Below are 429 nucleotides of genomic sequence, written 5' to 3' on the forward strand. Positions count from 1 at the left end.
TCGTTATAGGCAACCGGCGTGCCTGTGCGGTTTACCGGTGCCTGCGGAGGGGGTTTTAACCAACCGCCGCGCGTTGTGCCACTGCCTGAAATATTGCTTGCCGTTTGCGGATCTTTGGCGCACCCCGACAAAAGCAAAATTGCCGTAAGGCAACCTATTTTTGTTTTCACAGAATCCCTCACTCCTTTCAATGAGTTGCGTAGCATATACAACTTGTAAGGACACCTGCAGTAATTTTTTGGGCTAATCTCAAGCTATCCATATACCAAGAGGTGATTTATGAGTCAATCTGCAACAAACTGCTTTGTGGTGACTTTTCGCTATCAGGAAGAGGGATTAACCGACCTGGCGAAGCTGACCGGGCAATTGACGCGCGAAGGTTTTGTCACATCGGTGACAGACGAAAATGGCGTGCACCATGAGCTCGGC

The 429-nt window shown here is 49.7% G+C and carries 2 protein-coding genes; one reads left to right on the forward strand and one right to left on the reverse strand.

Features of this window, described 5'->3' with window-relative positions; genetic code table 11:
* The coding region (locus KHA85_RS20345; protein ID WP_213186691.1) for a hypothetical protein at positions 1–206 on the reverse strand (206 nt) is incomplete at its 3' end.
* A gap of 73 nt (positions 207–279) precedes the next feature.
* On the opposite strand from KHA85_RS20345, the gene ghoS reads away from it, so the two are divergent.
* On the forward strand, positions 280–429 hold a 150-nt coding region (gene ghoS / locus KHA85_RS20350), incomplete at its 3' end, for a type V toxin-antitoxin system endoribonuclease antitoxin GhoS (RefSeq protein WP_498039905.1).

The organism is Dietzia massiliensis (genome assembly GCF_018390595.1).
Lineage (GTDB): Bacteria > Actinomycetota > Actinomycetes > Mycobacteriales > Mycobacteriaceae > Dietzia > Dietzia massiliensis.